This window comes from Ideonella sp. P3_A4, assembly GCF_056403075.1.
On record NZ_JBFUGE010001263.1, the window covers coordinates 1 to 750 of the forward strand.

At 63.5% G+C, this 750-nt stretch carries 1 protein-coding gene; it reads right to left on the minus strand.

The features are described 5' to 3' along the window. Window positions 1-141: 141 nt before the first annotated feature. Window positions 142-708: a CDP-diacylglycerol--glycerol-3-phosphate 3-phosphatidyltransferase gene (gene pgsA, locus AC1DYI_RS37450; RefSeq protein ID WP_477209117.1), complete on the minus strand. Its 567-nt coding sequence runs from the start codon at window positions 706-708 to the stop codon at window positions 142-144. Window positions 709-750 lie beyond the last annotated feature (42 nt).

The following is a 750-nucleotide window of genomic DNA, read 5'->3' on the forward strand; positions in this document are numbered from 1 at the left end:
GTCAAGCGCGGAAGCGGATTCTATGTGTAAACCCCAAGCCCACCAGCGCTGCGAGCCGCCTGCAGCCTTGTTTCATCGTCATGCGCGCCGCGTTTTTGGTGCCGCAGCCGCGGCGCCGAAGCGGCTGCGGTGGCGTGGGCCTTACCGCGCTTTGGCGCGGATCTCGGGCAGGGCCTTTTGCAGGTAATACACCATCGACCAGATGGTCAACACGGTGGCCACGATGATCAACACGGTGCCCCACCAATGGGTGTCGATCAGCTCGAACAAGCGACCGTCGTACAGCAGGAAGGGAATGGCCACCATCTGCACGGTCGTCTTCACCTTGCCCAGCATGTGCACGGCCACGCTGCGGGACGCGCCGATCTGCGCCATCCACTCGCGCAGCGAAGAGATCGCGATCTCTCGGCCGATGATGACCAACGCGATGAACGCGTGCACACGCCCCAGGTGGACCAGCACGATCAGCGAAGCGCAGATCAGGAACTTGTCCGCCACCGGGTCTAGGAAGGCACCGAAGGCCGAGCTCTGGTTGAGCTTGCGCGCGAGGTAGCCATCGAGCCAGTCGGTCAGCGCGAAGACGACGAACATCACCGTCGCGGCAAGGTTGCGCGTGGTGTCTTCGAACGGCATGTAGAAGACCCCCACGATCAGGGGGATCGCCACGATGCGGGCCCAGGTCAGCAGCGTCGGAACGGTCAGGAACATGATGGATCCATTCTGCCCTCTAACCGCGTCCGCGCCGTGCAC

Excerpts from the sequence above, each read along its gene's own strand:
- pgsA (WP_477209117.1), bottom strand. The coding sequence starts at position 708 with ATGTTCCTGACCGTTCCGACGCTGCTGACCTGGGCCCGCATCGTGGCG.